The organism is Streptomyces sp. NPDC016851 (genome assembly GCF_055562795.1).
In genome coordinates this window covers 197,882-223,522 of the sequence record NZ_JBVHEP010000002.1, presented here as the reverse complement: position 1 = coordinate 223,522, position 25,641 = coordinate 197,882, and the positions used below count along the sequence as shown (strand labels likewise).

The following is a 25,641-nucleotide window of genomic DNA, read 5'->3' as shown; positions in this document are numbered from 1 at the left end:
GGGATGAACTTGTGATCGCCCTCTCCCTCGCCGAGATCGCAGAAGTCGTCGGCGGGCAGACGTACGACATACCGGATCCGGCCGTCCAGGTCACCGGCCCGGTCGTCCGGGACTCCCGTGAGGCGGGGCCGGGCAGCCTGTTCGTGGCCTTCGCCGGTGAGCGCGTGGACGGCCACGACTTCGCGGCGGCGGTCGTCGAGGCGGGAGCGGTGGCCGTGCTCGGCACCCGGCCCGTCGGCGTGCCCGCGATCGTCGTGGACGACGTCCAGACCGCCCTCGGCGCCCTCGCCCGGCACGTCGTACAGCGCCTCGGTGCCACGCTCGTCGCCCTCACCGGCTCGGCGGGCAAGACCAGCACCAAGGACCTCATCGCACAGGTGCTCCAGCGCAAGGCGCCGACGGTGTTCACGCCCGGCTCGCTCAACAACGAGATCGGACTGCCGCTGACGGCGCTCAGCGCCACCGAGGAGACCCGGTTCCTGGTCCTGGAGATGGGCGCCCGCGGCATCGGGCACATCTCCTACCTCGCGGATCTGACGCCCCCGAAGATCGGCCTCGTCCTGAACGTCGGCAGCGCCCACATCGGCGAGTTCGGCGGCCGGGAGCAGATCGCGCAGGCCAAGGGCGAACTCGTCGAGTCCCTCCCGTCCGAGGCCGATGGCGGCACGGCCGTCCTCAACGCGGACGACCCCTACGTACGGGCCATGGCCACCCGAACGAAGGCGAAGGTGCTCCTTTTCGGAGAGTCCGGCGAAGCGGACGTTCGCGCCGAGAACGTGCGACTCACGGACACCGGACAGCCCGCGTTCAGGCTTCACACACCCTCCGGTGCAAGCGATGTGACCATGCGCCTGTACGGTGAGCACCACGTGTCGAACGCGCTCGCCGCGGCCGCCGTCGCCCACGAGTTGGGCATGTCCGCAGACGAGATCGCCGTCGCGCTCTCCGAGGCGGGCTCCCTCTCCCGCTGGCGGATGGAGGTCACCGAGCGCCCGGACGGCGTGACGGTCGTCAACGACGCCTACAACGCGAACCCCGAGTCCATGAAGGCCGCGCTGCGTGCGCTCGTGGCCATCGGCAAGGGGCGTAGAACGTGGGCGGTGCTCGGCCAGATGGCCGAGCTCGGGGACGAGGCTCTCGCCGAGCACGACGCGGTCGGACGGCTCGCCGTCCGGCTCAACGTCAGCAAGCTCGTCGCGGTCGGTGGCAGGGAAGCCGCCTGGCTGCAACTGGGCGCATATAACGAGGGTTCGTGGGGTGAGGAGTCGGTGCACGTGTCCGACGCACAGGCGGCGATCGACCTGTTGCGCAGCGAGTTGCGCCCGGGGGACGTCGTACTCGTGAAGGCGTCCCGTTCGGTCGGGCTCGAGCGCGTTGCCCAGGCGCTGCTCGAGACCGGTGCCGAGGGTGAGGTTTCCGCCCGATGATGAAGCAGATCCTGTTCGCAGGAGTCATTGGCCTCTTCCTGACGCTGGTCGGCACCCCGCTGCTGATCAAGCTCCTCGCGCGCAAGGGCTACGGCCAGTACATCCGCGACGACGGCCCGCGCGAGCACGCCAGCAAGCGCGGAACGCCGACCATGGGCGGTATCGCCTTCATCCTGGCGACGGTCGCCGCGTACTTCCTGGCCAAGGTGATCACGGGCTATCTCGACCCGGACGTCGACGCGGCGCCGACCTTCTCCGGTCTGCTGGTGCTCGGCCTGATGGTCGGCATGGGCCTGGTCGGCTTCCTCGACGACTACATCAAGATCGTCAAGCGGCGTTCGCTGGGTCTGCGGGCCAAGGCGAAGATGGCCGGCCAGCTGATCGTCGGCATCGGCTTCGCGGTGCTCTCGCTGCAGTTCGCGGACAACCGCGGCAACACCCCCGCGTCCACGAGGCTGTCGTTCATCACGGACTTCGGCTGGACGATCGGACCCGTGCTGTTCGTGGTCTGGGCGCTGTTCATGATCCTTGCGATGTCGAACGGCGTGAACCTGACCGACGGTCTGGACGGTCTGGCCACCGGCGCCTCCGTGCTGGTCTTCGGCGCCTACACCTTCATCGGTGTCTGGCAGTTCCAGGAGTCCTGCGCCAACGCGCAGACGCTGACCAACCCGGGCGCGTGCTACGAGGTGCGCGACCCCCTCGACCTCGCGGTGGTCGCCTCCGCGCTGATGGGCGCCTGTCTGGGCTTCCTGTGGTGGAACACCTCGCCGGCCAAGATCTTCATGGGTGACACCGGTTCGCTCGCGCTCGGCGGTGTGCTCGCCGGCCTCGCGATCTGCTCGCGCACCGAGCTGCTGATGGCCATCCTCGGCGGCCTGTTCGTCCTGATCACCATGTCCGTGGTGATCCAGGTCGGCTCCTTCCGCCTCACCGGGAAGCGCGTCTTCCGGATGGCGCCACTCCAGCACCACTTCGAACTCAAGGGCTGGTCCGAAGTGCTCGTCGTGGTCCGCTTCTGGATCATTCAGGGTATTTGTGTGATCGTCGGACTGGGCCTCTTCTATGCAGGATGGGCAGCGGACAAGTGACCTCCCCGGAGCCCTTCGACTTCCAGGGCAAGCACGTCACCGTCGCCGGGCTCGGCGTCTCCGGCGTCCCGGCGGCCAAGGTGCTGCACGGCCTCGGCGCGATCGTCACGGCCGTCAACGACGGCGCCGACGAGCGCGCGCGGGCGCAGGCCGCCGAGCTGGAGGCGCTCGGCATCACCGTGCGCCTCGGTGACGGCGACACCCTGCCCGAGGGCACCGAGCTCATCGTCACCGCGCCCGGCTGGAAGCCCGACAAGCCGCTGTTCGCGGCGGCCGAGCGGGCGGGCGTCCCCGTCTGGGGCGACGTCGAGCTGGCCTGGCGCCTGCGCGGGCCCGACGCGGCCCCGTGGCTCGCCGTCACGGGCACCAACGGCAAGACCACCACCGTCCAGATGCTCGCCTCGATCCTGAAGGCGGCCGGCCTGCGCACGGCCGCCGTCGGCAACATCGGCGTCTCCCTGCTGGACGCGGTGCTCGGCGAGGAGCAGTACGACGTGCTGGCCGTGGAGCTGTCCAGCTACCAGCTCCACTGGGCGCCGTCGCTGCGCGCCCACTCGGCCGCCGTGCTCAATCTCGCCCCCGACCACCTCGACTGGCACGGCTCCATGGAGGCGTACGCCGCCGACAAGGGCCGTATCTACGAGGGCAATCGCGTCGCCTGCGTCTACAACGCGGCCGACAAGGCCACCGAGGACCTGGTCCGCGAGGCCGACGTCGAGGAGGGCTGCCGGGCCGTCGGCTTCACCCTCGGCACACCCGCGCCCTCCCAACTCGGCGTCGTCGAGGGCATCCTGGTCGACCGCGCCTTCGTCGAGAACCGGCAGAAGAACGCCCAGGAGCTCGCCGAGGTCGCCGACGTCAACCCGCCGGCCCCGCACAACATCGCCAACGCCCTCGCGGCGGCGGCCCTCGCACGGGCCTACGGCGTGCCCGCCAAGGCCGTACGGGACGGCCTGCGGGCCTTCACCCCGGACGCCCACCGCATCGCGCACGTGGCCGACGTGGACGGCGTCGCGTACGTCGACGACTCCAAGGCCACCAACACCCACGCGGCGGAAGCCTCGTTGGCGGCTTACGAGTCGATCGTGTGGATCGCGGGCGGACTCGCGAAGGGCGCCACCTTCGACGAGCTCGTCACCAAGTCCGCGCCCCGGCTGCGCGGGGCCGTGCTGATCGGCGCGGACCGCGCGCTGATCCGCGAAGCCCTGGCGCGACACGCCCCCGAAGTACCCGTCGTCGACCTCGACCGGACCGACACTGGGGCGATGCGCGCGGCGGTCCAGGAGGCGCGGCGGCTCGCCCGGGCCGGTGACACGGTGCTGCTGGCTCCGGCCTGCGCCTCCATGGACATGTTCGCCAACTACAACAAGCGCGGGGACGCTTTCGCGGACGCCGTTCGCGAACTCGGCTCCGCCGACGGCTGACCCGGGTCCGCCTCGCCCGGCGGCGGCGCCGGGCGTATCTGGGAGGGACACGTGACACGGATGCGGCTGGTGCACGAGTGGCCAGGGAGTGTTGGGTCCTTCAAAACGCCCCCTGGTCGCGGAACGTTCCCCTCCGGCAAGGCGGGGTGAGCGGCGATGCCCACCAGCCGCACCGGACGGCCTCCCGTCTCCCGCGCTCCCAAGCGCCCCGCCGCGCCCCGGCTCGCCCGTGAGAACCGCGTCCTGGCCTTCTACACGCGTGCCCGCCGGGGCTGGGACCGGCCGCTGACCGCCTACTACCTCATCTTCGGCGGCAGTCTGCTGATCACCGTGCTGGGCCTGGTGATGGTCTACTCGGCCTCCCAGATCACCGCGCTCCAGATGTCGCTGCCCGGCTCGTACTTCTTCCGCAAGCAGCTGCTGGCCGCCGTGATCGGCGCCGGACTGCTGTTCGCCGCCTCCCGGATGCCGGTGAAGCTGCACCGGGCTCTCGCCTACCCGATCCTCGCCGGTGCCGTCTTCCTCATGGCCCTGGTGCAGATCCCCGGGATAGGAGTGTCGGTCAACGGCAACCAGAACTGGATCGCGGTCGGCGGCTCCTTCCAGATCCAGCCCAGCGAGTTCGGCAAGCTCGCGCTTGTGCTGTGGGGCGCCGACCTGCTCGCCCGCAAGCAGGACAAGAGGCTGCTGACCCAGTGGAAGCACATGCTGGTGCCGCTGGTCCCGGCCGCCTTCATGCTGCTCGGACTGATCATGATCGGTGGCGACATGGGCACCGCGATCATCCTCACGGCCATCCTGTTCGGCCTGCTCTGGCTGGCCGGCGCGCCCACGCGCCTGTTCGCCGGAGTGCTGTCGATCGCCGCCGTACTCGGCCTGATCCTCATCAAGACCAGCGCGAACCGCATGGCGCGCCTGCAGTGCCTCGGCGCCACCGAACCACAGTCGGGACCGGTCGACTGCTGGCAGGCCGTGCACGGCATCTACGCCCTCGCCTCCGGCGGAATCTTCGGCTCCGGGCTGGGTGCGAGTGTGGAGAAATGGGGCCAACTCCCCGAAGCCCACACCGACTTCATCTTCGCCGTCACCGGTGAGGAACTGGGTCTGGCGGGGACGCTGTCGGTACTCGCCCTCTTCGCGGCTCTAGGCTATGCGGGTATCCGCGTGGCCGGACGCACGGAGGACCCCTTCGTGAGGTATGCCGCGGGAGGCGTGACCACCTGGATCACGGCCCAGGCCGTGATCAACATCGGTGCGGTGCTCGGTCTGCTGCCGATCGCCGGCGTCCCCCTCCCGCTGTTCTCCTACGGGGGTTCCGCCCTGCTGCCGACCATGTTCGCCATCGGGCTCCTGATCGCCTTCGCGCGCGACGAGCCCGCTGCGCGGGCGGCGCTTGCGATGCGGCAACCCCGCTTTGGTAGAAAGCGGGGGGCTGGGGGAACCGGTTCCGGCCGGAGTCCCCGGAGATGGAACACGATGCGACGGCGCGCCTCGGCGGCGCGTTCGTCCGGAGAGCGGTGAATTTCGGTGCATGTCGTACTCGCCGGCGGAGGAACCGCGGGCCACATCGAGCCCGCGCTCGCCCTCGCGGACGCCCTGCGCAGGCAGGACCCGTCCGTGGGCATCACGGCCCTGGGCACGGAGCGAGGCCTGGAGACCCGTCTCGTACCCGAGCGCGGGTACGAACTCGCGCTGATCCCCGCCGTGCCGCTGCCACGCAAGCCCACCCCCGAGCTGATCACCGTCCCGGGCCGGCTGCGCGGGACGATCAAGGCGACCGAGCAGATCCTGGAGCGCACCAAGGCGGACGCCGTGGTCGGCTTCGGCGGCTACGTCGCCCTGCCCGGCTACCTGGCGGCCAAGCGCCTGGGCGTGCCGATCGTCATCCACGAGGCCAACGCCCGCCCGGGCCTGGCCAACAAGATCGGTTCGCGGTACGCCAGCCAGGTCGCCGTCTCCACCCCGGACAGCAAGCTGCGCAACTCCCGCTACATCGGCATCCCGCTGCGCCGCTCCATCGCCACCCTGGACCGGGCCGCCGTACGCCCCGAGGCCCGCGCCGCGTTCGGCCTGGACCCGAACCTGCCCACGTTGCTGGTCACCGGAGGCTCCCAGGGCGCCCGGCGTCTCAACGAGGTCGTCCAGCAGGTCGCGCCCTGGCTCCAGCAGGCCGGAATCCAGATCCTGCACGCGGTCGGACCGAAGAACGAACTGCCGCACGTCCAGCAGATGCCGGGAATGCCCCCCTATGTCCCGGTAAGTTACCTGGACCGGATGGACCTCGCGTACGCCGCGGCCGACATGATGCTGTGCCGTGCGGGCGCGATGACCGTCGCCGAGCTCTCCGCCGTCGGGCTCCCCGCCGCCTACGTCCCGCTGCCCATCGGCAACGGCGAACAGCGGCTCAACGCCCAGCCGGTGGTCAAGGCAGGCGGCGGCCTGCTGGTCGACGACGCGGAGCTGACCCCCGAGTGGGTCCAGCAGAACGTCCTGCCCGTGCTCGCCGACCCGCACCGGCTGTACCAGATGTCCCGCGCCGCCGCCGAGTTCGGCCGCCGGGACGCCGACGACCTGCTCGTCGGCATGGTGTACGAGGCGATCGCCGCCAGTCGTGCACACCGCTAGGGCTGTATGACGGAAGGCAGGGGAGCGTGGCCGGATCGACCACCGCCGAGCGCGGTGAACGCCAGCAGGAGTCGTCCGGCCCGCCGCCCGTCAGGCGTCTGAGGCGACGTCACCTTCGTGTGATCGTCATCCTGGGCCTCGTCCTGGTCTTCCTCGGCATCCCGACGGTCTGGCTGTTCTACGGCTCCGACTGGCTGCGCGCCGAGCAGGTCTCCGTGTCGGGGACCCGGGTCCTGACTCCGGAGCAGGTCGAGGCGGCCGCCGACGTGCCCCTCGGGAAGCCGCTGATTTCCGTCGACACCGATGCGATCGAGACGCGACTGGGGCAAAAATTGCCCCGAATTGACTCGGTTGACGTGGTCCGTTCCTGGCCCCATGGAATCGACCTGAAAGTGGTTGAGCGGACTCCGGTTCTGATTGTCCAAAAGGCCGGAAAGTTCGTCGAAGTGGACGATGAAGGTGTCCGTTTCGCTACGGTTTCCGAGGCGCCGAAAGGCGTCCCCGCACTGGAATTGACGCTCTCCCGGTCCAGCTCCGCCGCCGCGAGCCTGCGCCGCTTCGGCGAGGCCCGGCTGGTGCGCGAGGCGGTGGGCGTCGCCCGTGCCGTTCCGGCCGCCGTCGCCCGCGACACACGGACCGTCAAGGTCCGTTCCTACGACGACATCTCGCTGGAGTTGAGGGACGGCCGCACGGTCGCCTGGGGGAGCAGCGAGAAGGGTGCCGCGAAGGCCCGTACGCTCACGGCTCTGATGAAAGCCTCCCCCGGTGCGCGGTACTTCGACGTGAGTGTTCCCACCGCGCCCGCGTCATCAGGGAGTTGACGCACATCTGCGCAGGCCAGCACCCTGGTTGGGCAGTGCTACGGCTGATCACATAGGGTGAAAAGAAAAACGGGAGGTTCGGCGTGTTCGTTGAAGGAGCGCCACTTGTCGACTTAGTGTCCTGTTCAGAAGACTCCAAGGAACAGACACACTGGTAACCCTAAACTTCAGGGTTAGGGTTCGGGTCGGCGATACGGACCGTCCCATTCGGCATCAGTCGTCGGGTCGCGGGGCGCAGCGCGCCACGGTGATTCGGCGACACGTAACTCGAGGCGAGAGGCCTTCGACGTGGCAGCACCGCAGAACTACCTCGCAGTCATCAAAGTCATCGGTGTCGGCGGCGGTGGTGTCAATGCCATCAACCGGATGATCGAGGTCGGTCTCAAGGGCGTCGAGTTCATCGCCATCAACACCGACGCGCAAGCTCTGTTGATGAGCGACGCCGACGTCAAGCTGGACGTCGGCCGTGAACTCACCCGCGGACTCGGCGCCGGAGCCAACCCGGCCGTCGGCCGCAAGGCCGCCGAGGACCACCGCGAGGAGATCGAGGAGGTCCTCAAGGGGGCCGACATGGTCTTCGTGACAGCCGGTGAAGGCGGCGGCACCGGCACCGGCGGCGCGCCCGTCGTGGCCAACATCGCCCGCTCGCTCGGTGCCCTCACCATCGGTGTGGTCACGCGCCCGTTCACCTTCGAGGGACGGCGCCGCGCGAACCAGGCCGAGGACGGCATCGCCGAGCTCCGCGAAGAGGTCGACACCCTCATCGTCATCCCGAACGACCGGCTGCTGTCCATCTCGGACCGCCAGGTCTCGGTGCTGGACGCCTTCAAGTCGGCCGACCAGGTCCTGCTCTCCGGTGTCCAGGGCATCACCGACCTGATCACCACCCCGGGCCTGATCAACCTCGACTTCGCCGACGTCAAGTCGGTCATGTCCGAGGCCGGCTCGGCCCTGATGGGCATCGGCTCCGCCCGAGGCGACGACCGCGCGGTGGCCGCCGCCGAGATGGCGATCTCCTCACCGCTGCTGGAGGCGTCCATCGACGGCGCCCGCGGTGTGCTGCTCTCCATCTCCGGTGGCTCGGACCTCGGTCTGTTCGAGATCAACGAGGCCGCCCAGCTGGTGAGCGAGGCCGCCCACCCCGAGGCCAACATCATCTTCGGCGCGGTGATCGACGACGCCCTGGGCGACGAGGTCCGGGTCACCGTGATCGCGGCCGGCTTCGACGGCGGCCAGCCGCCCTCCAAGCGGGACAACGTCCTCGGCTCGTCCTCGGTCAAGCGCGAGGAGCCGGCCCCGGCACGGCAGACCGAGAGCCGCCCGTCCTTCGGTTCGCTCGGCAGCGTGACGCCGAAGGAGGACCCGGAGCCCGCTCCGAAGCCGGTCGAGGACATCCCGGTCGCCCCGCCGGTCCCGCCGGCGCCGAGGACCTACTCGGACAGCGCGGCCGAGGAACTGGACGTACCGGACTTCCTCAAGTGATCCTTCTGACGTGATAGGACAGCGCGAAAGCGTGAGCGGCGCCCACTTCGCCTTCACCGACCGGTGGGGCGGGGTGAGCGCCGCTCCGTATGAGGAGCTCAATCTCGGCGGAGCGGTCGGTGACGACCCGGACGCCGTACGCACCAACCGTGAACTGGCCGCCAAGTCCCTGGGCGTCGAGCCGGACCGGGTGGTCTGGATGAACCAGGTGCACGGGGCCGACGTGGCGGTGGTGGACGGGCCGTGGGGATCTTCACCCGGGATCCCGTCGGTCGACGCGATCGTCACGACGCGGCGGGGGCTCCCCCTCGCCGTGCTCACCGCCGACTGCGTGCCGGTACTGCTCGCCGACCCCGTCGCCGGGATCGCCGCCGCGGCCCACGCGGGCCGGCCCGGCATGATCGCCGGAGTCGTCCCGGCCGCGCTACGCGCGATGACGGAGCTGGGTGCCGAGCCCTCCCGGATCGTCGCCCGCACCGGGCCCACCGTCTGCGGCCGGTGTTACGAAGTGCCCGAGGCGATGCGCGCCGAGGTGTCCGCCATCGAGCCGGCGGCGTACGCCGAGACGAGCTGGGGCACACCGGCGGTCGACGTGAGCGCCGGAGTGCACGCACAGCTGGAGCGGCTCGGAGTGCGCGACCGGGCGCAATCGCCGGTGTGCACGCTGGAGTCGGACGATCACTTCTCGTACCGCCGCGACCGCGTCACCGGTCGGCTCGCGGGCTATGTGTGGCTGGACTGATAGGGCATGACGGACCGTAAGGACGAACTCGCCGCGAATCTGGCGAAAGTGGAGCGACGCATCGCCGACGCCTGCGCGGCCGCGGGTCGGGGGCGCGACGAGGTGACCCTGATCGTGGTCACCAAGACCTACCCCGCGACCGATGTGCGGATCCTCTCGGAACTCGGCGTGCGGCACGTCGCCGAGAACCGCGACCAGGACGCGGCCCCGAAGGCCGCCGCGTGTATGGATCTGCCCCTTACTTGGCATTTTGTCGGTCAACTCCAGACCAACAAGGTGCGATCCGTGGTCGGGTACGCGGACTTCGTGCAGTCCGTTGATCGTTCCAAGCTCGTCACAGCTCTGTCGAAGGAGGCCGTCCGCGCCGGACGGGAGCTGGGGTGTCTCATCCAGGTCGCACTCGACGCCGGCGAGAGTGCGCGGGGCGAGCGGGGAGGCGTCGCGCCCGCCGGAATCGAAGAGTTGGCCGACCTCGTCGCGCGGTCGCCGGGACTGCGGCTCGGCGGACTGATGACCGTCGCACCGCTCACCGGGGAGTACGCGGGACGCGAACAGGCGGCGTTCGGGCGGTTGATGGATTTGTCGACTGACCTGCGCCGGAGTCATCCGGCTGCCACCATGGTCTCGGCAGGGATGAGTGCGGACCTCGAGCAGGCCGTGGCGGCCGGAGCGACACATGTGCGCGTCGGCAGCGCGGTACTCGGAGTCCGCCCCAGGCTCGGGTAACGTCGCCAAGAAGTCGGACCACAGCAGAAAATATGGTCATTGCCGCCGAAAGGCGGATTCAAGGACCACGTGGATCGCGGGCACTTGGCAGTCGTCAGCCGATCCACCACAGAGCGGAGGACTCAGAGAATGGCCGGCGCGATGCGCAAGATGGCGGTCTACCTCGGCCTCGTGGAGGACGATGGGTACGACGGCCGCGGATTTGACCCCGACGACGACTTCGAACCCGAACTGGACCCGGAGCCCGAACGGGACCATCGACGGCACGAGCCGTCCCACCAGCCGCACGGCTCACATCAGCCCCAAAGGGACGAAGAGGTACGAGTCGTACAACCGCCCGCACCTCGTGAGCCGGCTGCCCGTTCCGCTTCGCTACCCGCGGAATCCGGCCGCCCGGCGCGTATCGCGCCCGTGGCATCCATCACACAAGAACGCGCAAGTCTGGAGAAGAACGCACCGGTGATCATGCCCAAGGTCGTGTCCGAACGAGAGCCTTACCGGATCACCACGCTCCACCCACGGACCTACAACGAGGCCCGTACCATCGGGGAACACTTCCGTGAAGGCACCCCGGTGATCATGAATCTGACTGAGATGGATGACACAGACGCGAAGCGACTTGTCGACTTTGCGGCCGGTTTGGTGTTTGGTCTTCACGGCAGTATCGAGCGGGTGACGCAGAAGGTGTTCCTGTTGTCGCCTGCTAACGTCGATGTCACGGCGGAGGACAAGGCCCGCATCGCAGAGGGCGGGTTCTTCAACCAGAGCTGAGACGTAACACCGGAAGCAGCAGTAACAGCAGGGCACAGGGGAGAGGGAAGCAACAGGTCATGAGCGTGGTTCTGGATGTCGCCTACATCGCGCTGATGTGCTTCCTCATCGTGCTCATCTTCCGGTTGGTCATGGACTACGTCTTCCAGTTCGCCCGCTCATGGCAACCAGGCAAGGCGATGGTGGTCGTTCTTGAGGCCACCTACACTGTCACGGATCCACCGCTCAAGCTTCTGCGGCGGTTCATTCCGCCGCTGCGTCTCGGGGGCGTGGCGCTCGACCTGTCCTTCTTCGTGCTGATGATCATCGTCTACATCCTGATCTCGATCGTGAGCCGGCTGTGAGCGATGTGAACTACGGTCTTGCCGAATGCCGACGACTACGTTGAGGTGAAGAGATGCCGTTGACCCCCGAGGACGTGCGGAACAAGCAGTTCACGACCGTCCGCCTCCGAGAAGGCTATGACGAGGACGAGGTCGATGCCTTCCTCGACGAGGTCGAAGCCGAACTGACCCGCCTGCTCCGCGAGAACGAGGATCTGCGCGCCAAGCTGGCCGCGGCGACGCGTGCTGCTGCCCAGAATCAGCAGAACATGCGCAAGCCTCCGGAGCAGCAGCAGGATCAGCAGCAACAACAGCAGCAACAGCAGCAGGGCATGCGTGGTCCAGGTGGTCCCGTACCCGCCGGCATATCGGGCCCGCCGCAGCAGCAGATGGGTGGCCCCATGGGTGGTCCGCCCCAGCTGCCGAGCGGTGCCCCGCAGCTGCCCGCCGGTCCCGGCGGTCAGGGTGGCCCGCAGGGTCCCGGTCCGATGGGCCAGGGTCCGGGCGGTCACGGCCCGATGGGCCAGCCCCCCATGCAGCAGCAGATGGGTGGTCCGATGGGCGGCCCCATGGGCGGTCCGATGGGCGGCCCCGGTCAAGGAGGCCCCGGTGGCGACAGCGCCGCCCGTGTCCTCTCGCTGGCCCAGCAGACCGCCGACCAGGCGATCGCCGAGGCCCGTTCCGAAGCCAACAAGATCGTCGGCGAGGCGCGTTCGCGTGCCGAGGGTCTGGAGCGTGACGCCCGTGCCAAGGCCGATGCCCTGGAGCGGGATGCGCAGGAGAAGCACCGCGTCGCGATGGGCTCCCTGGAGTCCGCCCGCGCCACGCTGGAGCGCAAGGTCGAGGACCTGCGCGGCTTCGAGCGCGAGTACCGCACGCGCCTGAAGTCGTACCTGGAGTCGCAGCTGCGTCAGCTGGAGACCCAGGCCGACGACTCGCTGGCCCCGCCGCGTACTCCCGCGACCGCGTCCCTCCCGCCGTCCCCGGCGCCTTCCATGGCACCGGCCGGCGCGAGCGCCCCGTCGTACGGCGGTGGCAACCAGACGATGGGCGGCGGTCCCTCGCCGTCCGGTCCGTCCTACGGCGGTCAGCAGCAGATGTCTCCGGCGATGACCCAGCCGATGGCGCCGGTGCGTCCGCAGGGCCCGTCGCCGATGGGTCAGGCGCCCTCGCCCATGCGGGGCTTCCTGATCGACGAGGACGACAACTGACGGCCTGATGGCCAGTAGTACGGCATAGACGTCGGCAGCGTTCAGGGCGGGGCCCCGGGTTTGAACCCGGGGCCCCGCCCTTTTGCCGCACGCGTCTCTTCGCCGGACACGTCGCCCCTGTGCCACACGCGTTCGTGCGCACACAACGCCGAAGGCCCGGTCCCGCCAAGATCTTTGGCGGGACCGGGCCTTCGGCCGGCGCTTACCCCCTGTGGGTTACGCCTTGCGCAGGCGGAACGTCAGCGTCAGTCCCTCGTCCGTGAACGGGTTCCCGTAGCCGTCGTCCGCGTCGCCCTCGGCGCTGTTCTCGTTCAAGAAGGCCGTCGCCAGGACCTCGTCGGCGATCAGGCCGGCGTGGTCGGTGAGGGCCGCGACCGTCGCCGGGTCCGTGGCGGTCCAGCGCAGTGCGATGCGGTCGGCCACGTCGAGGCCGCTGTTCTTGCGGGCCTCCTGGATCAGGCGGATCGCGTCACGGGCCAGGCCCGCGCGGCGGAGCTCCTCCGTGATCTCCAGGTCCAGGGCGACCGTCGCGCCCGCGTCGGACGCCACGGACCAGCCCTCGCGGGGCGTCTCCGTGATGATCACCTCGTCGGGAGCCAGCGTGATGGTCTCGCCGTCGACCTCCACCGTCGCCGTGCCCTCGCGCAGGGCCAGGGACAGCGCGGCCGCGTCCGCGTTCGCGACGGCCTTGGCCACGTCCTGGACGCGCTTGCCGAACCGCTTGCCCAGCGCGCGGAAGTTGGCCTTCGCCGTGGTGTCCACCAGGGAGCCGCCGACCTCGCTGAGCGTCGCCAGGGACTCGACGTTCAGCTCCTCCGTGATCTGCGTGCGCAGTTCGGAGTCCAGCGTCTCGAAGCCCGTCGCCGCGATCAGGGCGCGGGACAGCGGCTGCCGGGTCTTGACGCCCGACTCCGCGCGCGTGGCGCGGCCCAGCTCCACGAGCCGGCGCACCAGCACCATCTGCTTCGACAGCTCCGGGTCGATGGCGGTGAGGTCCGCCTCGGGCCAGGACGACAGGTGGACCGACTCCGGGGCACCCGGGGTGACCGGAACGATCAGGTCCTGCCACACCCGCTCGGTGATGAACGGGGTCAGCGGGGCCATCAGCTGCGTCACCGTCTCGACGACCTCGTGCAGCGTGCGCAGCGCGGCCTTGTCGCCCTGCCAGAAGCGGCGGCGGGAGCGGCGCACGTACCAGTTCGACAGGTCGTCGACGAACGCGGACAGCAGCCTGCCGGCGCGCTGGGTGTCGTAGGTGTCGAGGGCCTGGGTGACCTGGTCGGTGAGCGCGTGCAGTTCGGACAGCAGCCAGCGGTCCAGGACCGGGCGGTCCGCCGGGGCCGGGTCGGCCTCGGACGGGGCCCAGCCCGACGTGCGGGCGTACAGGGCCTGGAAGGCGACCGTGTTCCAGTACGTGAGGAGCGTCTTGCGGACGACCTCCTGGATCGTGCCGTGGCCCACGCGGCGGGCCGCCCACGGGGAGCCGCCGGCCGCCATGAACCAGCGGACCGCGTCCGCGCCGTGCCGGTCCATGAGCGGGATCGGCTCCAGGGTGTTGCCCAGGTGCTTGGACATCTTGCGGCCGTCCTCGGCGAGGATGTGGCCGAGGCAGACCACGTTCTCGTACGACGACTTGTCGAAGACGAGCGTGCCGACCGCCATCAGCGTGTAGAACCAGCCGCGGGTCTGGTCGATGGCCTCGCAGATGAACTGGGCCGGGTAACGGGCCTCGAACAGCTCCTTGTTCTTGTACGGGTAGCCCCACTGCGCGAACGGCATCGAACCCGAGTCGTACCAGGCGTCGATGACCTCGGGTACGCGCGTGGCCGTCTTGCCGCAGCCGCCCTGCGGGCAGGCGAAGGTGACCTCGTCGATGAACGGGCGGTGCGGGTCCAGGCCCGACTGGTCGGTGCCGGTCAGCTCGGTCAGCTCGGTGAGGGAGCCGACGCAGGTGAGGTGGTCGTCCTCGCAGCGCCAGATCGGCAGCGGGGTGCCCCAGTAGCGGTTGCGGGACAGGGCCCAGTCGATGTTGTTGTTCAGCCAGTCGCCGTACCGGCCGTTCTTGACCGTGTCCGGGAACCAGTTGGTGTTCTCGTTCTCCGCGAGGAGGCGGTCCTTGACCTCCGTGGTGCGGATGTACCAGGAGGGCTGCGCGTAGTAGAGCAGCGCGGTGTGGCAGCGCCAGCAGTGCGGGTAGCTGTGCTCGTACGGGATGTGCTTGAAGAGCAGGCCGCGCTGCTGGAGGTCCTCGGTGAGCTTTTCGTCCGCCTTCTTGAAGAAGACGCCGCCGACGAGGGGGACGTCCTCCTCGAAGGTGCCGTCCGGGCGGACCGGGTTCACGACCGGCAGGCCGTACGCGCGGCAGACCTTGAGGTCGTCCTCACCGAACGCGGGGGACTGGTGGACCAGACCCGTACCGTCCTCGGTGGTGACGTACTCGGCGTTGACCACGAAGTGCGCCGGCTCCGGGAACTCGACGAGCTCGAACGGGCGCTGGTAGGTCCAGCGCTCCATCTCGGCGCCCGTGAAGGTCCGGCCGGTGGTCTCCCAGCCCTCGCCGAGGGCCTTGGCGAGGAGCGGCTCGGCGACGACCAGCTTCTCCTCGCCGTTCGTCGCGACGACGTAGGTGACCTCGGGGTGCGCGGCGACCGCGGTGTTGGAGACCAGCGTCCAGGGCGTGGTCGTCCACACCAGGAGCGCGGCCTCGCCGGCCAGCGGGCCGGAGGTGAGCGGGAAGCGGACGAAGACCGACGGGTCGACGACCGTCTCGTAGCCCTGCGCCAGCTCGTGGTCCGACAGGCCCGTGCCGCAGCGGGGGCACCAGGGGGCGACGCGGTGGTCCTGGGCCAGCAGGCCCTTGTTGAAGATCTCCTTGAGCGACCACCAGACCGACTCGATGTACTCGGGGTCCATCGTGCGGTAGGGCTCGGTGAGGTCGGTCCAGTAGCCCATGCGGGTCGTGAGCTCTTCGAAGGCGTCCGTGTGCCGGGTCACCGACTCGCGGCACTTCGCGTTGAACTCGGCGATGCCGTACGCCTCGATGTCCTGCTTGCCGGAGAAGCCGAGCTCCTTCTCCACGGCGAGCTCCACCGGGAGGCCGTGGCAGTCCCAGCCGGCCTTGCGGGCCACGTGGTAGCCGCGCATGGTGCGGAAGCGGGGGAAGACGTCCTTGAAGACGCGGGCCTCGATGTGGTGGGCACCGGGCATGCCGTTGGCGGTGGGCGGGCCCTCGTAGAACACCCATTCGGGGCGGCCCTCGGACTGCTCCAGGCTCTTGGCGAAGATCTTCTGCTCGCGCCAGAAGTCGAGCACGGCGTGCTCGAGGGCGGGCAGGTCGACCTGGGCGGGCACCTGGCGGTACGTCGGCGATGTCATCAGCGGGCTTCCTCCGGCGGACTTGCTGCCTTCCGTCCGGAGGGACGAGAGCTACGTCTGCCTGCGCCGCCTTCGGCGCGCTCCCGCGGTACCACCCTCCTTGGCCCTCCGGCGCGGGGTGTGCGTCGGTGAGCCCCCTCATTGGGGTCGCGATGCCGGTTCTACTGGCCGCCGCGCTCGGCGGCGGTTTTCTTCCGGCGGCTCCGGGGTGATCTTCGCGTCGCGCTCGCCCCCGGGCTTCCACCGTCCCCGGGTCGCTCTGGGCTGCGTACGCCGCTACTCGTCCCCATCCACGCTTTTCGCTCCGCCCAGTGTACGGCGCCGCGCGGACAGCGGCCGACCGCTTTTCGGGGCGGTCGGGGGCGGAGGGCCGTGAGGGGCGCCGTTGTGGGTGACGTATGGGTTTGATGACCTGAATGGAGTGGTATGGGTGTTCGGATCCTGGGACGTCCGGCTCGGCGGATTACCCGGCGGGGAGCTGGGCACAACGGATGCAGGTTCGCCGCGCGGCGTGCGCGAGGCGGGCGAATCGGGCGGTGTGCCCCGTTGCCGCGGGACTGAAGTCGATTTATCGTCCCAGAACGATTCGCGTGCAAGATCACAATATGTGAAGGGGCCGCGGCCATGGTGGCGAAGAAGACCGCCGTACAGCAGCCGGCGTCCGGCAGGTCCGCGGAGGCCTCCGGCGGTGCGGCCAAGGACGTGGACGGGAAGAAGACCACGCAGGGGGGCCCGGCGGGGCGGGCGGCGAAGGGGGCGGCAGGGAAGGCGGCCGAGGGGACGAAGTCGGCGGTCGGGAAGACGAAGTCGGCCGTCAAGAAGGTGACGGCCAAAAAGGCCGTTGCCGAGGAAGCGGTGGCCAAGGCCGGGAAGGCCGTGACCAGGAAGTCCGCGGCGAGGCCTCCGGCTGAGAAGGCGACGGCTGGGAAGGCTCCGGCAAGGAAAGCGGCTGCCAAGGAGGCGGCGGCCCGGAAGACGGCAGGCAAGACGGCGGCAGGCGAGAAGGCGGCAGGCAAGGTCGCGGCCGGGACAAGCTCGGCCAAGGATGAGGCTGCCAAGGAGACGGCTGCCAAGGAGACGGTGGCTGAGAAGACGGCAGGCAAGGCTGCGGCCGGGAAGGCCCCGGCCAGGAAAGCGGCGGTCAAGCAGACTGCCCCCAAGGGGGCGGCCGGGAAGGCCCCGGCCAAGGCGGCGGCCGAGGAGACGGTGGCCAAGAAGGCCCCGGCCAAGAAGGCGGCGGCCGAGAAGGCGGTGGCCGCGGAGGCGGTGGGGAAGAAAGCCGTGGGCAAGAAGGCCGTGGGCAAGAAGACTGAGGTCGAGGAGGCCCCGGCCAAGAAGGCGGCGGGGGAGGAGGCGGCGGTGAAGAAGGCCGCTGTCAAGAGGGCGAAGGCCGCCAAGGCCGGTGCCGCGAAGAAGGGCGTCGAGGCCGAGGGCGTTCGCGCCGGAGGCGAGAGCACCACCACGAAGGGCGCTGTCGGGAAGGGCTCTGCCCGGACCGGCGCGGTCACACAGGACACGGCCGGGAGCAGCACGGCCAAGAAGGCGGGTGCGGCCGAGGCCGCGCAGCAGACGGGAGCGACGACCGTGGGTGCGAAGAAGACTCCTGGCACGGCGACGGCGGCCAAGACCGCTGTCCCGAAGGCACGGGCGGCAGCGGCGGAGCCCGGTGAGCTCGCGGTTCGCCCGGGCGAGGACCCCTGGACGGAGGCGGAGGTCGAGGAGGCGCGTGCCGAGCTGACGTCCGAGGAGACCCGGCTGCGTGAGGAGCTCGAGTCGTCGGAGCGGTCGCTCGCCGGTCTGATGCGGGACTCCGGGGACGGCGCCGGGCACGACGAGGCGGACACCGGCAGCAAGAACATCACGCGCGAGCACGAGCTGGCGCTGGCCGCCAACGCGCGCGAGATGCTCGTCCAGACCGAGCGCGCCCTGGAGCGCCTCGACGCCGGTACCTACGGCCTGTGCGAGAACTGCGGCAACGCCATCGGCAAGGCCCGCATGCAGGCCTTCCCGCGGGCCACCCTGTGCGTGGAGTGCAAGCAGAAGCAGGAGCGCCGATACTGACCGCCGCCGAATGCCTCCTGAGCACGTGGGACGCCCGGGGTTGACGTACCCTCGTCCTCAGTCAGGCACCTAGGTTGAGGGACTCACGTGGCAGAGGCGGAGCGCATCATCGGTACGCCGGACACACCGGACGCGGCCGGTAACGGGGGGGAGCGGCCCGACGAGGCGGCGGCCGCCGGGGCGTCCGGTGCGGATGAGCCGGCGGCGGCCGGGCGGCCCCGGGGCAAGCGCAGGATCGCGGTCCTGTTCGCGGTCGCCACGTTCGCCTACGCCCTCGACCTGATCAGCAAGATGATCGTGGTGGCCAAGCTGGAGCACCACCCGCCCATCGAGATCATCGGGGACTGGCTGAGGTTCGAGGCGATCCGCAACGCGGGCGCGGCCTTCGGCTTCGGCGAGGCCTTCACGGTGATCTTCACCATGATCGCGGCGGCGGTGATCGTGGTGATCGCCCGGCTCGCCCGCAAGCTCTACAGCCTGCCCTGGGCGATCGCGCTCGGCCTGCTGCTCGGCGGCGCGCTGGGCAACCTCACCGACCGGATCTTCCGGGCGCCGGGCGTCTTCGAGGGCGCGGTCGTGGACTTCATCGCGCCCAAGCACTTCGCCGTCTTCAACCTGGCCGACTCGGCGATCGTGTGCGGCGGCATCCTGATCGTGCTGCTGTCGTTCAAGGGGCTCGACCCCGACGGGACCGTCCACAAGGACTGAGTCCGCGAGGGGTTGTCCACAGGCTCGGTACGGGGCTGTCGGACCCGTCCGGCATACTCGACGGGTGAGCACGATTCCCGAGATCCGTACCCTGCCCGTGCCCGACGGCCTGGAGGGCGAGCGCGTCGACGCCGCCATCTCCCGCATGTTCGGCTTCTCCCGGACCAAGGCGGCCGAGCTCGCCGCCGCGGGGAAGGTCACGGTCGACGGATCGGTGGTCGGCAAGTCGGAGCGCGTGCACGGCGGCGCCTGGCTGGAGGTCGAGATGCCACAGGCGCCCGCGCCGGTGCAGGTGGTGGCCGAGCCGGTCGAGGGCATGGAGATCGTGCATGACGACGATGACGTGGTCGTGATCGTCAAGCCGGTGGGCGTGGCCGCGCACCCGTCGCCGGGCTGGACCGGCCCGACCGTCATCGGGGGCCTCGCCGCCGCCGGGTACCGCATCTCGACCTCGGGGGCCGCCGAGCGCCAGGGCATCGTGCACCGGCTCGACGTCGGCACGTCCGGGCTGATGGTGGTCGCCAAGTCGGAGTACGCGTACACCTCGCTCAAGCGCCAGTTCAAGGAGCGCACGGTCGACAAGCGGTACCACACGCTCGTCCAGGGCCACCCCGACCCGACCAGCGGCACCATCGACGCGCCCATCGGCCGCCACCCGCAGCACGACTACAAGTGGGCGGTCACCGCCGAGGGCAAGCCGTCCGTCACGCACTACGACCTGATCGAGGCCTTCCGCGCGGCGTCCCTGCTCGACGTGAAGCTGGAGACCGGCCGCACGCACCAGATCCGCGTCCACATGGCCGCCCACCGGCACCCCTGCGTGGGCGACCTGACGTACGGGGCCGACCCGACGCTCGCCAAGCGGCTCCATCTGACCCGCCAGTGGCTGCACGCGGTCCGGCTCGGCTTCGAGCACCCCGGGGACGGGCAGTGGGTGGAGTTCGCCTGCGACTACCCCGAGGACCTGCAGAACGCCCTGGACCAGGTCCGGGAGGAGACGTACGCATGAGCGGGAGGCCGGCGCCGTCGTACGTGGTGCGGGTCGCCGAGGACCCGGCCGACCGCGAGGCGTGCTTCGCGGTGCGCAAGGAGGTGTTCGTCGGCGAACAGGGCGTGCCGGAGGACATCGAGTACGACGCGTACGACGCGTACGACGCGGAGGCCGTCCATGTGCTGGCGGTCCGGGAGGACGGCGTGCCGCTCGGGACGGGGCGGCTCCTGCTCGGGGAGGCGGCCGTGGCGAAGACCGGAGCCGACCCGTCCGTGGGCTCCCTCGGCCGGCTCGCCGTGTCCGCCCACGCGCGCGGACTCGGTGTCGGCGTCGCCCTCGTACGGGCCATCGAGGACGCGGCACGCGCGCGGGGTCTCACGGCCGTGGACCTGCACGCGCAGACGCACGCGCTGGGCTTCTACGAGCGGCTCGGCTACGAGCCGTACGGGCCGGAGTACTTGGAGGCGGGCATTCCGCACCAGGCGATGCGGCGTTCGGTCTAGCGCGGATACGGCGTTCGCTTCGGCCCGCCATGAAGGGTGCCGAAACGGTTTGTCCCGGGAGTTGCGTGGCAGGCTTGAGGTCAGTCGTGTGAACGTTTGACCTTCCGGAGCGCTGACCGTGGATCAGTTGGCCCTGCTGTTCGTGCTGCTGCTCGGGGCCGTGATCAGCGTCCCGGTCGGGGACCGGTTCAGCGTGCCCGCGCCGGTGCTGATGACGTTGCTGGGCATAGTCCTCGCACTGCTCGACTTCGTGCCGAACGTCGAGATCCCGCCGGACCTGATCCTGCCGCTGCTGTTGCCGCCGCTGCTCTACGCCGCGGTGCGGCGCACGTCCTGGCGGCAGTTCGCGGCGAACAAGAGGCCGATCTTCCTGCTGGCCGTGGCGCTGGTGTTCGTCACCATGGCCTGTGTGGCCGCCGCGGCCAACGCGATCGTGCCGGGCCTGCCGCTGGCGGCGGCGTTCGCGCTCGGCGCGCTGGTCGCGCCGCCGGACCCGGTCGCCGCGACCGCCGTCGCCGGGCAACTGGGACTGCCGCGCCGGCTCGTGTCGATCCTGGAGGGCGAGGGGCTGTTCAACGATGTGACGGCCATCGTCCTCTACCACGTGGCGATCGCCGCCGCCGTCAGCGGGACGTTCTCGCCCTGGAAGGCCGGACTCGATCTCGTGGTGTCGGCCGTGGTGGCGGTGGCCGTGGGCCTCGGGCTGGGCTGGGGCGCGAACAAGCTGATGGAACTGCTCGGGGACGCGACCCTCCAGATCGGGCTGACCCTGCTGGTGCCGTACGCCTCGTACGTCCTGGCCGAGGAGATGCACGGGTCCGGAGTGCTCGCCGTGCTCACCACCGCGCTGTTCCTCGCGGAGTACGGCTCCGACGCCGACGACGTCATGACGCGGCTGGCCGGGCACACGTTCTGGAACATCGTCGACACGCTCGTCACCGGTGTGGCGTTCGGGCTGGTCGGGCTGGAGCTGCACAACGCGATCCACACGGCGTCCGGCCGGTGGGGCGAGCTGCTCGGCTGGGCGGCGGTGGTCGTCTGTGTGGTCGTGTTCGTGCGGCTGTTGTGGCTGCTGCCGGCGACCTGGCTGACGAAGCGGCTGCACGCGCGGCGGGACTACGACGAGGACATCCCGGTGAGCTGGCGCGAGACCGTGGTGATGTGGTGGTCGGGGATGCGGGGGGTGGCCTCGGTCGCGCTGGTGCTGGCCATTCCGCTGGAGACCGACGCGGGAGCCCCTTTCCCCAGCCGGGACGAGATCATCTTCATCGCGTTCGGGGTGATCGTGGTGACGCTGGTGGTGCAGGGGCTGACCTTGCCGTGGCTGGTGCGGCGGCTGGGGGTACGGGCCGACACGGACGTCGAGAAGGAGTTCGCGAAGACGCTGGCGATCCGGGCGTCCAAGGCGGCCAAGCGCAGGCTCCAGGAGATCGAGGAAGTCGAGGAGCTGCCGGAGGAGCTGTCCGAGCAGATGGTGCGGCGGGCGTTCGACATCGCGGTGCGGATCAGTCCCGCGGTGGCCGAGGACGAGCGGCGGGAGGCCTATCGGGAGCGGGCCCGGAGGCTGAAGCGGGTGCGGCGGATCCAGCAGGAGATGCTGAGCGCTGCGCGGCATGAGGTGCTGGCGGCGCGGAGTGAGCCGGGGGCGGATCCCGAGGTGGTGGACCGGGTGCTGCGGCATCTTGATGTGCGGTCCATGCGGTGACTTTTCGGCTTTCGCTGGGTGGGGGTTGCTGTGTGGGGTGTTCCCCGCCCGCGCGCCGCCCGTAGCTGTCGGGCGAGGGGCCCTGGTTTCCCGTGGGGGGATTTCGCCGTTGGCGGCTGACGGGCTTTCAGGACCCCCTCTGCCTCAACTCACTCTCAGCGCTCCGGCCTCGGAGAGCCGTGGTAGCGGCGTTGCTGGTGCGGGACGCCGTCGTGGGACGGGCGGTGGCCGTTGCGGGACGGGGGCGGGAACGCGTCCGCCGTGTTGACCCGGGGCAGGGCGTAGGGGTGCTCCTCGGTCAGCCAGCGGACCATCTGCTCGCGGACCGTGACCCGCGCCGTCCAGATGTCGTCCGCGTCCTTGGCGGTCACCAGGGCCCGCACCTGCAGGGTGTTCGGGGTGGTGTCCGTGACGGACAGGTCGTAGGCGCGGCCGTCCCAGGCCGGGCACTCGCGCAGGATGTCGCGGAGCTTCTCGCGCATCGCCTCCACGGGGGCCGTGTGGTCGACGTGCCAGAACACGGTGCCGGTCATCTGCGGCGTGCCGCGCGACCAGTTCTCGAACGGCTTGGACGTGAAGTACGACACCGGCATGGTGATCCGGCGCTCGTCCCAGGTGCGCACGGTCAGGAACGTCAGGGTGATCTCCTCGACCGTGCCCCACTCGCCGTCCACGACGACGGTGTCCCCGATGCGCACCATGTCGCCGAAGGCGATCTGGAACCCCGCGAACATGTTGCTCAGCGTGGACTGCGCGGCGACACCGGCGACGATGCCGAGGATGCCGGCCGAGGCCAGCAGCGAGGCACCCGCCGCGCGGAACGCCGGGAACGTCAGCAGCATGCTGGCCGTGGCGACCACACCGACGATCGCCGACACCACCCGCATGATCAGCGTCACCTGGGTGCGCACCCGGCGGACCCTGGCCGGGTCCCGCTGGGCCCGGGAATGGGCGTACCGGCTGTACGACGTCTCGACGATCGCCGACGCGATACGGATCACCAGCCAGGCGGTCGACCCGATCAGCACCAGGGTCAGCGCCTGGCCGATGCCCTCCCTGCGGCTCTCCAGCAGCTGTGCCTCGTCGTACAACCCTCTCAGCAGGGCCGCGAGGAGCACGAGCTGGTAGGGGATGCGGCCGCGGCGGAGCAGCCCCCACAGCGGGGTCTCGTGGTGCCGTTCGTCGGCCTTGCGCAGCAGGAAGTCGGTGGCCCAGCCGATCACCAGCGTGAGCACGACCGAGCCACCGACCACGAGCAGCGGTCGCAGCAGGTTTTCCATGCCCCCGAACCTAACCGGCTCACGGGGCTCATGAACATGTGACTTCGGCGGCGTCCTGGGTAGTGCCGTGATCCTTGCCTGTCACACCCGGCTGGCACCATGGCCTCATGAACATCATGCTCTTTCACTCGACCCATGGGCTGCGGCCCGCGGTGCTCCAGGCCGCCGACCGGCTGCGCGCGGCCGGACACGAGGTGTGGACGCCCGACCTCTTCGAGGGACGCACGTTCGACTCGGTCGAGGAGGGCATGGAGCACAAGGAGAAGATCGGCAAGGACGAGCTGCTGAAGCGGGCCGTGCTGGCCGCCGCGCCCTACTCGGAGCGCGGGCTGGTGTACGCCGGGTTCTCGCTCGGCGCCTCCATCGCCCAGACCCTCGCCCTCGGCGACGACAAGGCGCGCGGGCTGCTGCTCCTGCACGGCACGTCGGACATCGCGCCGGGCGTCACGGTGGACGAGCTGCCGGTCCAGCTGCACGTGGCGGAGCCCGACCCGTTCGAGACGGACGACTGGCTCAGCGCCTGGTACCTCCAGATGGGCCGGACGGGCGCGGACGTCGAGGTGTACCGGTACGCGGGCGCGGGTCACCTCTACACCGACCCCGACCTGCCGGACTACGACGAGGAGGCCGCCGAGGCCACCTGGCGGGTGGCGCTCGGCTTCCTCGACAGCCTGTAGCCGGCGGCTACCCGCGGCTCACACGGCGTCGTAGACGCGCTCGATCTTCTGCGTGCCGCTGCGCGTGCGGTACGAGCGGGACCACGTGGCGCTCGCGTCGCGCCGCGCGCGGTCGGAGATCACGTAGTAGTCCATCTGCGCGCGCTCGGCCGTGATGTCCAGGACGCCGAAGCCGTGGCGGTCGGTGTCGACCCAGTGGACGTGCCGGTTGGCGGCGCGGATGACGGGTGCGGCGACCGCGGAGACCGTGCCCTGAGGGACCTTGACGAGGTCGTCGAGATTGTCGGACGTGACCGAGGTGACGACGAACTCCGTGGCGGCCGACGGGGACAGCGGGTACGTACCGGCGTCCACGGGCACGTCGTTGGCCCAGGCCATGTGGATGTCACCGGTGAGGAAGACGGTGTTGCGGATGGCGTTGGACCGCAGGTGCGCCAGGATCTCGCGCCGGTCGTCGGTGTAGCCGTCCCACTGGTCGGTGTTGAGGGCGAGGCCCTCCTGCGGCAGGCCCAGCAGCTTGGCCAGCGGCTTCAGCAGGTCGGCGGAGAGCGAGCCGATGGCGAACGGCGAGACCATCACCGAGTTGCCGACCAGCCGCCAGGTGGTGTCGGACGCCTTCAGGCCCGCCTTGAGCCAGTCGAGCTGGGCGCGGCCGGTGAGCGTGCGGTCCGGGTCGTCGACCTCGCCGTTGCCGACCTTGGCCTGCTGCGAGCGGAAGGAGCGCAGGTCCAGCAGCGAGAGGTCGGCCAGCCTGCCGAAGCGCAAGCGGCGGTAGGTGGTGCCCGCGATCGCCGGGCGCACCGGCATCCACTCGAAGTAGGCCTGCTTGGCGGCGGCCTGGCGGGCGGACCAGGCGCCCTCGGCGCCCTCCGTGTGGTTCTCGGCGCCGCCCGACCAGGCGTCGTTGGCGAACTCGTGGTCGTCCCAGATCGCCACGACCGGGGCCGCCGCGTGCAGGGCCTGGAGGTCGGGGTCCGTCTTGTAACGGCCGTGCCGGACGCGGTAGTCGGCGAGGGTGACGATCTCGTGGGCCGGGGCGTGCGGGCGGACGACCGTGCCGCGGGTGCCGTACTCGCCGGTGCCGTACTCGTAGATGTAGTCGCCGAGGTGCAGCCAGGCGTCCAGGTCGCCGCGGGCGGCGAGGTGGCGGTACGGGGAGAAGTAGCCGGCTTCCCAGTTGGCGCAGGAGACCACGCCGAAGCGCAGGTTGGTGACGGCCGCGTCGGGCGCCGGGGCGGTGCGGGTGCGGGCGGCGGGGGAGTCGGTGCCCCCGGCGGAGAAGCGGAACCAGTAGTCCGAGCCCGGTTCCAGGCCGCGGATGTCGGCCTTCACGGTGTGGTCGGAGGCGGCGGTCGCGGTGGTGGAGCCCTTGGCGACGACGGTGCTGAACGCCTTGTCCCTGGCGACGACCCAGCTCACCTCGGTGTCCGGGCCGAGCCCGGAGCCGGGTATCGCCTCCGGGACCGGCGTCACGCGGGTCCACAGCAGGATGCCGTCCGGCAGGGGGTCACCGGAGGCGACGCCGTGCAGGAAGGCGGGGGCCTGCTCGACGGCGCGCGCGGGCAGGGTCCCTGCCAGCGGCCCGGCCAGGACAGCGGTCGCCGCCGCGGCCTTGACGACCGTACGGCGGCGCGGGGTGAGGGAGTTGAGGCCCTCGGACGTGTTCGATGATCTGTATCGACTGGTCACGAGCGATCA

21 protein-coding genes are annotated in these 25,641 nt (G+C 70.2%); 18 read left to right on the top strand and 3 right to left on the bottom strand.

What is annotated here, in order from left to right; genetic code table 11:
- Nucleotides 1-11: 11 nt before the first annotated feature.
- From ACZ3I3_RS03730 to ACZ3I3_RS03675, 12 genes are all read left to right on the top strand, one after another.
- Nucleotides 12-1,427 (top strand): UDP-N-acetylmuramoyl-tripeptide--D-alanyl-D-alanine ligase, encoded by a 1,416-nt coding sequence (locus ACZ3I3_RS03730; RefSeq protein WP_467362243.1) that lies wholly within the window; start codon nucleotides 12-14, stop codon nucleotides 1,425-1,427.
- Nucleotides 1,427-2,518: a phospho-N-acetylmuramoyl-pentapeptide-transferase gene (gene mraY / locus ACZ3I3_RS03725; RefSeq protein WP_399410576.1), complete on the top strand. Its 1,092-nt coding sequence runs from the start codon at nucleotides 1,427-1,429 to the stop codon at nucleotides 2,516-2,518. Before ACZ3I3_RS03730 ends, mraY begins: the two co-directional genes overlap by 1 nt.
- Nucleotides 2,500-3,942, top strand: coding sequence for a UDP-N-acetylmuramoyl-L-alanine--D-glutamate ligase (gene murD / locus ACZ3I3_RS03720; protein ID WP_467362242.1), 1,443 nt, complete (start codon nucleotides 2,500-2,502; stop codon nucleotides 3,940-3,942). Before mraY ends, murD begins: the two co-directional genes overlap by 19 nt.
- Nucleotides 3,943-4,098: 156 nt before the next feature.
- Complete coding sequence (gene ftsW / locus ACZ3I3_RS03715) at nucleotides 4,099-5,463, top strand: putative lipid II flippase FtsW (RefSeq protein ID WP_467362240.1); 1,365 nt, start codon at nucleotides 4,099-4,101, stop codon at nucleotides 5,461-5,463.
- A 6-nt stretch (nucleotides 5,464-5,469) separates the two neighbouring features.
- Entirely contained in the window at nucleotides 5,470-6,567 is a 1,098-nt protein-coding gene (murG, locus tag ACZ3I3_RS03710) for an undecaprenyldiphospho-muramoylpentapeptide beta-N-acetylglucosaminyltransferase (RefSeq protein ID WP_467362239.1), read from the top strand.
- A gap of 26 nt (nucleotides 6,568-6,593) precedes the next feature.
- Nucleotides 6,594-7,388 (top strand): cell division protein FtsQ/DivIB, encoded by a 795-nt coding sequence (locus ACZ3I3_RS03705; protein ID WP_467362237.1) that lies wholly within the window; start codon nucleotides 6,594-6,596, stop codon nucleotides 7,386-7,388.
- A gap of 288 nt (nucleotides 7,389-7,676) precedes the next feature.
- Nucleotides 7,677-8,870, top strand: coding sequence for a cell division protein FtsZ (gene ftsZ / locus ACZ3I3_RS03700; protein WP_150480351.1), 1,194 nt, complete (start codon nucleotides 7,677-7,679; stop codon nucleotides 8,868-8,870).
- Nucleotides 8,871-8,880: 10 nt separating this feature from the next.
- On the top strand, nucleotides 8,881-9,612 hold the full coding sequence (gene pgeF, locus ACZ3I3_RS03695) for a peptidoglycan editing factor PgeF (protein WP_467362236.1): 732 nt from the start codon (nucleotides 8,881-8,883) through the stop codon (nucleotides 9,610-9,612).
- Between the two features lie 6 nt (nucleotides 9,613-9,618).
- Complete coding sequence (locus ACZ3I3_RS03690) at nucleotides 9,619-10,338, top strand: YggS family pyridoxal phosphate-dependent enzyme (protein ID WP_397620054.1); 720 nt, start codon at nucleotides 9,619-9,621, stop codon at nucleotides 10,336-10,338.
- Between the two features lie 129 nt (nucleotides 10,339-10,467).
- Nucleotides 10,468-11,109 carry a cell division protein SepF gene (locus tag ACZ3I3_RS03685; protein ID WP_059416514.1) on the top strand — a complete coding sequence of 214 codons (642 nt, stop codon included), beginning with the start codon at nucleotides 10,468-10,470 and terminating at the stop codon, nucleotides 11,107-11,109.
- 59 nt (nucleotides 11,110-11,168) lie between these two features.
- A complete protein-coding gene (locus ACZ3I3_RS03680; RefSeq protein ID WP_037674328.1) occupies nucleotides 11,169-11,453 on the top strand; it encodes a YggT family protein in 285 nt (94 codons plus the stop codon).
- A 53-nt stretch (nucleotides 11,454-11,506) separates the two neighbouring features.
- Nucleotides 11,507-12,643 (top strand): DivIVA domain-containing protein, encoded by a 1,137-nt coding sequence (locus ACZ3I3_RS03675; RefSeq protein WP_086852445.1) that lies wholly within the window; start codon nucleotides 11,507-11,509, stop codon nucleotides 12,641-12,643.
- A 216-nt stretch (nucleotides 12,644-12,859) separates the two neighbouring features.
- Here ACZ3I3_RS03675 and ileS read toward each other — a convergent pair whose 3' ends face one another.
- On the bottom strand, nucleotides 12,860-16,018 hold the full coding sequence (gene ileS / locus ACZ3I3_RS03670; protein ID WP_467362232.1) for an isoleucine--tRNA ligase: 3,159 nt from the start codon (nucleotides 16,016-16,018) through the stop codon (nucleotides 12,860-12,862).
- Between the two features lie 624 nt (nucleotides 16,019-16,642).
- Here ileS and ACZ3I3_RS03665 point away from each other — a divergent pair.
- The 5 genes from ACZ3I3_RS03665 (at nucleotide 16,643) to ACZ3I3_RS03645 (ending at nucleotide 21,986) form a co-directional block, all read left to right on the top strand.
- Entirely contained in the window at nucleotides 16,643-18,079 is a 1,437-nt protein-coding gene (locus ACZ3I3_RS03665) for a TraR/DksA family transcriptional regulator (protein WP_467362231.1), read from the top strand.
- 87 nt (nucleotides 18,080-18,166) lie between these two features.
- On the top strand, nucleotides 18,167-18,787 hold the full coding sequence (lspA, locus tag ACZ3I3_RS03660; protein ID WP_467362229.1) for a signal peptidase II: 621 nt from the start codon (nucleotides 18,167-18,169) through the stop codon (nucleotides 18,785-18,787).
- 64 nt (nucleotides 18,788-18,851) lie between these two features.
- Nucleotides 18,852-19,796 carry an RluA family pseudouridine synthase gene (locus ACZ3I3_RS03655; RefSeq protein ID WP_467362227.1) on the top strand — a complete coding sequence of 315 codons (945 nt, stop codon included), beginning with the start codon at nucleotides 18,852-18,854 and terminating at the stop codon, nucleotides 19,794-19,796.
- On the top strand, nucleotides 19,793-20,281 hold the full coding sequence (locus ACZ3I3_RS03650) for a GNAT family N-acetyltransferase (protein ID WP_467362225.1): 489 nt from the start codon (nucleotides 19,793-19,795) through the stop codon (nucleotides 20,279-20,281). Before ACZ3I3_RS03655 ends, ACZ3I3_RS03650 begins: the two co-directional genes overlap by 4 nt.
- Before the next feature lie 118 nt (nucleotides 20,282-20,399).
- Nucleotides 20,400-21,986: a Na+/H+ antiporter gene (locus ACZ3I3_RS03645; RefSeq protein ID WP_467362223.1), complete on the top strand. Its 1,587-nt coding sequence runs from the start codon at nucleotides 20,400-20,402 to the stop codon at nucleotides 21,984-21,986.
- 155 nt (nucleotides 21,987-22,141) lie between these two features.
- Here ACZ3I3_RS03645 and ACZ3I3_RS03640 read toward each other — a convergent pair whose 3' ends face one another.
- Nucleotides 22,142-23,266 (bottom strand): mechanosensitive ion channel family protein, encoded by a 1,125-nt coding sequence (locus ACZ3I3_RS03640; RefSeq protein ID WP_467362221.1) that lies wholly within the window; start codon nucleotides 23,264-23,266, stop codon nucleotides 22,142-22,144.
- Between the two features lie 107 nt (nucleotides 23,267-23,373).
- Between ACZ3I3_RS03640 and ACZ3I3_RS03635 the strand changes: the two genes are divergently transcribed.
- Entirely contained in the window at nucleotides 23,374-23,943 is a 570-nt protein-coding gene (locus tag ACZ3I3_RS03635) for a dienelactone hydrolase family protein (protein WP_356923019.1), read from the top strand.
- A gap of 18 nt (nucleotides 23,944-23,961) precedes the next feature.
- On the opposite strand, the gene ACZ3I3_RS03630 is transcribed toward ACZ3I3_RS03635, so the two are convergent.
- Complete coding sequence (locus ACZ3I3_RS03630; protein ID WP_467362220.1) at nucleotides 23,962-25,632, bottom strand: alkaline phosphatase D family protein; 1,671 nt, start codon at nucleotides 25,630-25,632, stop codon at nucleotides 23,962-23,964.
- Nucleotides 25,633-25,641 lie beyond the last annotated feature (9 nt).

What these genes read in the sequence shown, in the direction of transcription:
- ACZ3I3_RS03690 (WP_397620054.1), top strand. Translation starts at nt 9,619, where the DNA reads ATGACGGACCGTAAGGACGAACTCGCCGCGAATCTGGCGAAAGTGGAG.
- ACZ3I3_RS03680 (WP_037674328.1), top strand. Translation starts at nt 11,169, where the DNA reads ATGAGCGTGGTTCTGGATGTCGCCTACATCGCGCTGATGTGCTTCCTC.
- ACZ3I3_RS03640 (WP_467362221.1), bottom strand. Translation starts at nt 23,266, where the DNA reads ATGGAAAACCTGCTGCGACCGCTGCTCGTGGTCGGTGGCTCGGTCGTG.
- murD (WP_467362242.1), top strand. Translation starts at nt 2,500, where the DNA reads ATGGGCAGCGGACAAGTGACCTCCCCGGAGCCCTTCGACTTCCAGGGC.
- ACZ3I3_RS03665 (WP_467362231.1), top strand. Translation starts at nt 16,643, where the DNA reads ATGGTGGCGAAGAAGACCGCCGTACAGCAGCCGGCGTCCGGCAGGTCC.
- ACZ3I3_RS03650 (WP_467362225.1), top strand. Translation starts at nt 19,793, where the DNA reads ATGAGCGGGAGGCCGGCGCCGTCGTACGTGGTGCGGGTCGCCGAGGAC.
- ACZ3I3_RS03675 (WP_086852445.1), top strand. Translation starts at nt 11,507, where the DNA reads ATGCCGTTGACCCCCGAGGACGTGCGGAACAAGCAGTTCACGACCGTC.
- mraY (WP_399410576.1), top strand. Translation starts at nt 1,427, where the DNA reads ATGAAGCAGATCCTGTTCGCAGGAGTCATTGGCCTCTTCCTGACGCTG.
- ACZ3I3_RS03635 (WP_356923019.1), top strand. Translation starts at nt 23,374, where the DNA reads ATGAACATCATGCTCTTTCACTCGACCCATGGGCTGCGGCCCGCGGTG.
- ACZ3I3_RS03685 (WP_059416514.1), top strand. Translation starts at nt 10,468, where the DNA reads ATGGCCGGCGCGATGCGCAAGATGGCGGTCTACCTCGGCCTCGTGGAG.
- ileS (WP_467362232.1), bottom strand. Translation starts at nt 16,018, where the DNA reads ATGACATCGCCGACGTACCGCCAGGTGCCCGCCCAGGTCGACCTGCCC.
- ftsW (WP_467362240.1), top strand. Translation starts at nt 4,099, where the DNA reads ATGCCCACCAGCCGCACCGGACGGCCTCCCGTCTCCCGCGCTCCCAAG.